The organism is Pseudomonas sp. Sample_9 (assembly GCF_004307535.1).
In the GTDB taxonomy this organism is placed as follows: Bacteria; Pseudomonadota; Gammaproteobacteria; order Pseudomonadales; family Pseudomonadaceae; genus Aquipseudomonas; species Aquipseudomonas mercuritolerans.
Genome location: NZ_RAZO01000080.1, coordinates 1 through 4841, shown reverse-complemented (window position 1 = coordinate 4841; position 4841 = coordinate 1). Strand labels below are relative to the sequence as shown.

Below are 4841 nucleotides of genomic sequence, written 5' to 3'. Positions count from 1 at the left end.
TTTTCCGACATATCGCTGGCGAAAAATTGCTTTAGATAAGCCCGGTCGTCAACAGGTACTGGCGATTCTAGAGCAGCGATGCTCATTACGACTACCCGCAACGGCCGTTAAATCCCGGCCGACTGATGAAAAGGACTTCACATGTGCACTTTGACTCATTTTGCCACGTCGCCTGAGGCGCGAATCAACACACCTCTGACAATGCAGGTTGCCAGCCTGGATCACCTTCCGACATCTTCTAACAATCACCGAACCCCGCATTTTCAGGTGGTGCCGGCGGGCATCGCGTTCTTTCACATCAAGGAGATATCCACGGGACGTGTCAGAGGTTTCCGCGGCAATCACAACGAAGCGTGCGCCCTCGCCCGTTCGCTGGAATCAAAAATCGAACTCCACGCCAACGGCTGCCTCTGATAAGGGAGTGAACGTACAAGCCGTACCGGCACCGACCCAGGAGTAGATGATGGAACTGCCAACCGAGCTTAACCTGACCACCCTTTTCGATCAGTTGGGCCTGCCGTCCGATGAAGCGTCGATCAATGACTTTGTCGAAGCCCATCCGCTGGACTCTGACACCAAGCTGATCGATGCCGATTTCTGGACGCCTCAACAAGCGCAACTGCTTAAAGAGTGGCTGCGTGCGGACGGCGAAGAAGCGGTAATTGTCGATGAGCTGAACGTGCGCCTGCATCGCGGCAAGTAAGTACGATCAGTGCAGGCTGTCGCCGGGCTCGATGTTAAGTTGGTCGAGCCAGGCAGCCTTGCACTCCTCCGCTTCATCGCGACTGGCGAAGGCTGTGCCGCGTCGCTCACCGTTGAGCAAAACCACCCAGCACACACTGCGCCCCATCGCGCGCATTCCGGCCGGGACCCCGCTGCCGATCATCACTGCCACGTCTACCCTGCACTGCATGTGCCCTCCGAAATAATTAGCTACCTAACTAAGTCGTCAGGTTAATGCTTTCCTTCGAGAGGAAACAGCAACCCCCGTGCACAGATTCATTGCGCCAACGGTAACAATCTCAGCGCGGATTCTCAGGTTTGTAGCCCAGACGCAAACCGCCCCAGTGTCGTCCCTTGATCATGATCGGCACCGAAAGATCATGCATCAGCTCACCGGTGTCGCGCGTGTAAGTCTGCAGCAGCACTGGTTGTTGATGGCTGCCGCAGCGGATGCCGGTGCGGTCGGCGAATTTGCGTTTGGTGCGGTTATTCACCGTGTCGACCTGCACATCACCGGTCAACGGTTTGCTGAATGCCTGATTATGCGTCGGCACATAACCCTGCTGCGTGCAAGCGATTGCGAATACCAACCCCTCATGTCGCAACAATAAAGGCTCTTGAATCGCTGGCAGTACCTGATCGGTATATCGATCGAACCGGGTCTGGAATTTGGCTGGCTGGGTTGCGGGGATCGGCTGGTATGTCCGGTCGAACAAATCATCGAGGCTGATCCGTCCCTGCTCGACATCCGCTTCGAAACGCGCGGCAATCTGGCTCGCACCTTCACGGGCCAAGTCGTAGATACGTTGGTGATAGTCATCCAGGCCGACCTCGGCCAGGCGCTCGCTAATGGTTTCCGCCTGCCCTTCCATCTGCACCGCGGCCTCGGCGAGACGGCGGGTCTGCTGATCGCTGATTGCCAGATCGCTGCGCATTTGCTCGATGGCGATGAACAGCGCGTCAAGCTGCTCGCGATTGGTCTGCGCGCCTCGGGCAATCTCGCTGACCTGAGTTTCTACGCCGGCCGCCAGACGCGCGATGTTTTCCAGATGCTGACCGGTGTGTTCGACCTGTTCGACACCAGTGTGCAGATCGCTCGATAACTCGCGAATCTGCGCCACCACTTGCGCGGTGCGCTGCTGAATGTCAGCGACCATCTCACCGACCTCACCCGTGGCCGCCGCCGTGCGTGCTGCCAACCCGCGCACCTCGTCGGCGACCACGGCAAAACCGCGACCGTGCTCGCCGGCCCGGGCGGCTTCAATCGCAGCGTTCAACGCCAACAGATTGGTCTGGCTGGCAATCGATTGAATTACCAGTGTCACGCGCTGAATATCGTCGCTGCGCACACTCAAGGCCTCGATCAGTTCGCGACTGGCGTTGGCGCGTTGACTGAGTTGCTGCATGCGCGCAATCGAGTCGAGCAGTTCGCTGCGCCCCGCCGCGCTGCTGTGATGCGCTTGGCTGGCGGAATCCAGCGCATCGCGACTGAGCTGTGAAGTCGCCTGTTCGGTGGCGATCATCACCTCGGCGTTGCTGACGATCTGCGCCGCCGCGTCGAGTTGCGATTCAAGTTTGCCTGCGAGCGCTTTGACCGAGAACGCCACGCCGGCCGCAGACAGTGCGTTGTGGCTGGTGGTATAGGAAAGATCGCGAGTCAGTGCGGACAATGCGCTCGCACTATCGACCGGGGCAGCAGCAGGAGCATTGCGCGAGCGCAGGCGCGGCAGCCAGACAATCAACACTGCCAGCGGCATGCAGATGTACAGCGACCACTCGGCCATGGCCATGCCGGCCAGCAACAGCATCAGGGCGACGCTTTGCAGGGTCGGCGCGATCCAGCGGTTTTTCGGCAAAAGCACTGGTGCAGGCAGCGCCGCAACCAGAGATCCATCTCTCGTCATCTTGATCACCCCACGTTTGTTCTCATTGTTGTGACTGCATTAAACGCCACTACAACGCCATTATCCATGGTCCGTTAGTCGTGGAGTCGGTGGCAGGTCAATGGAACGACGGGGAAATATCGCAGACGAGCAAAAACAAAGATCGCAGCCTTCAGCAACCCCATGTGGGAGCTGCCGAAGGCTGCGATCTTTTCAAGGTGCCCCTGTTGAAGGGGTCACCCACAGAATCAGGCCTGACGCTGGTGCTTGTCGATCTGCTCGTGACGCTCTTGAGCTTCGATGCAGTACTTGGTGGTCGGGCTGATCAGCAGGCGTTTCAGGCCAATGGCCTCGCCGCTGTCGTCGCACCAGCCAAAGCTGTCGTCCTTGATGCGCTCAAGAGCTTGTTCCAATTGCGGCAGCATGCGCTGGTCGCGATCGATCGCGTTGACCAGCCAGGTGCGCTCTTCTTCAACCGAAGCCGCGTCCGCCGGGTCAGCCGGGGTGTCCAGGCTTTCGATGGCGATACGGTTTTGCTCAATGCGCTCGTGGGTTTCGACTTTCATGTTCTGCAACAGCTCAGTGAAGAAAGCGTGTTGCTCTGCATTCATGTAGTCATCTGCCGGCATAGCCAGCAACTTGTCCTTTGTCATTGATATCTCTATAAAAAAACGTGCATTAAGGCGAATAAGGGAGCGTTTCGGCGAACCGTGTCGGGCCGTCGAAAAGGCATCGTTTTATTGCAAACGCCACCCGGCACTCAATTTACGAGGGGCGGCAGTCTAAGGCCCGATCAAGACCTCAGCAACTGTAAATACAGGGAATTTGTCCGACAGGACCTGGAAACTGCTCTGACACACGCTTCACACGGCCATCGGAGTGCGTTTATAGCAAGAAATTCAGTCGAGCGGCTGTATATAGAAGACAAACGGCTAACCAACCCGCCAGCGACAGCCGAGATTATTCTCGCAAGGTGCATCGTTTCAGCCCGGCAGAGCTTACGCAGCCCTTCTATTATCAGGCCCACCGCGTGCTCAACTCGCCTGAAGGATGCTGCCCATGCCCCGCCCCGCTCTGCCGGCCACAGCCGAAATTTCCTTCGCCAGCGCGCCGGTCAACGCCGAGCGCCTGCTGCAAATGATCAGCGAAGAGTATGACGCCCTGCCGCGCCAGCTCAAACGCGTGGCCAGCTACATCAGCCAGCAGAGCGAGCGAATCATGGTCGAGCGCATCAGCGACATCGCCCGCGAGTGCGAAGTGCATCCGTCAGCCATTGTGCGTTTCTCGCAACGTTTCGGGTTCAGCGGCTTCAGCGAGATGCAGGCGCTGTTCCGCCAGGCCTGGACGCACAAAGCCACGCCAGCGCAAAACTATCAGCAACGCATCCGCAGCATGATCGCCAACAACTCGCAGACCGCCAACAACGGCGAACTCGCCCGCGAGTGCATTGATGCAACGCTCTCGGGCATCGAACGCTTGGGCCGCGAACTCGACGAGGCTGCTTTCGATAAAGCCGTCGATCTCATCGTCAATGCCGACGACATTTATGTTGTCGGGGTCCGCCGTTCGTTCGCCGTCGCCGACTATCTGGTTTACAACCTGCAACACACGCAGAAGCGCATTCATCTCGTTTCCGGCATCGGCGGCAGCTATCGCGAGCAAATGCGCAGCGTGCGCGCCAACGATCTGGTGATCGCCATCAGCTTCGTGCCCTACGCCAAGGAAACCCAACACTGCCTGCGCTTCGCCCGGCAGCAGAACGCCAATGCCCTGATCATCACCGACAGCCCTCTTTCGCCACTGGCAAAACTTGCCAATAGCGTGTTGCTGGTCAATGAAGGCAGTGCGCTGGCTTTTCGTTCGCTCAGTGCAACGCTGTGTTTGTGCCAGGCGCTGTTTGTGGCAGTGGCGTATCGGCTGGGCTTGAACGTCGATGAAATTCACGAGCAGGCGGGATTCGACGACTGACAATTGCCTCAGCGTCGGCTAGGTTATGCCTTCCCACCGGTTCGACTTGAAGGAACGCGTCATGAAACTGATCGGCATGCTCGACTCCCCCTACGTGCGCCGCGTAGCGATCTCCGCCAAATGCCTGGGGATCGACCTCGAACACGAGTCGGTCTCGGTGTTCCGCCATTTCGAGCAATTTCAGCAGATCAACCCGGTGGTCAAGGCGCCCACATTGATCCTCGACGACGGCGTGGTCCTGATGGACTCGACCCTCATCCTCGATTA

7 protein-coding genes are annotated in these 4841 nt (G+C 58.3%); 4 read left to right on the top strand and 3 right to left on the bottom strand.

Annotated features, from left to right (window positions below; genetic code table 11):
• Nucleotides 1–141: 141 nt before the first annotated feature.
• Together D6877_RS04645 and D6877_RS04640 are read left to right on the top strand one after the other, a co-directional pair.
• Nucleotides 142–414, top strand: coding sequence for a hypothetical protein (locus tag D6877_RS04645; protein ID WP_130910012.1), 273 nt, complete (start codon nt 142–144; stop codon nt 412–414).
• Nucleotides 415–463: 49 nt separating this feature from the next.
• The gene (locus D6877_RS04640; RefSeq protein ID WP_130910011.1) at nt 464–703 is read left to right on the top strand and encodes a DUF2789 family protein; all 240 of its coding nucleotides are present in this window, start codon (nt 464–466) and stop codon (nt 701–703) included.
• 6 nt (nt 704–709) lie between these two features.
• Here D6877_RS04640 and D6877_RS04635 read toward each other — a convergent pair whose 3' ends face one another.
• From D6877_RS04635 to D6877_RS04625, 3 genes are all read right to left on the bottom strand, one after another.
• Complete coding sequence (locus tag D6877_RS04635; RefSeq protein WP_130910010.1) at nt 710–913, bottom strand: hypothetical protein; 204 nt, start codon at nt 911–913, stop codon at nt 710–712.
• 109 nt (nt 914–1022) lie between these two features.
• Nucleotides 1023–2627: a methyl-accepting chemotaxis protein gene (locus D6877_RS04630; RefSeq protein WP_130910009.1), complete on the bottom strand. Its 1605-nt coding sequence runs from the start codon at nt 2625–2627 to the stop codon at nt 1023–1025.
• Nucleotides 2628–2854: 227 nt separating this feature from the next.
• On the bottom strand, nt 2855–3259 hold the full coding sequence (locus D6877_RS04625; RefSeq protein WP_016775095.1) for a TraR/DksA family transcriptional regulator: 405 nt from the start codon (nt 3257–3259) through the stop codon (nt 2855–2857).
• A gap of 406 nt (nt 3260–3665) precedes the next feature.
• Between D6877_RS04625 and D6877_RS04620 the strand changes: the two genes are divergently transcribed.
• Both D6877_RS04620 and D6877_RS04615 read left to right on the top strand, forming a co-directional pair.
• On the top strand, nt 3666–4574 hold the full coding sequence (locus tag D6877_RS04620; RefSeq protein ID WP_130910008.1) for a MurR/RpiR family transcriptional regulator: 909 nt from the start codon (nt 3666–3668) through the stop codon (nt 4572–4574).
• Nucleotides 4575–4635: 61 nt separating this feature from the next.
• On the top strand, nt 4636–4841 hold a 206-nt coding region (locus tag D6877_RS04615; RefSeq protein ID WP_178083635.1), incomplete at its 3' end, for a glutathione S-transferase N-terminal domain-containing protein.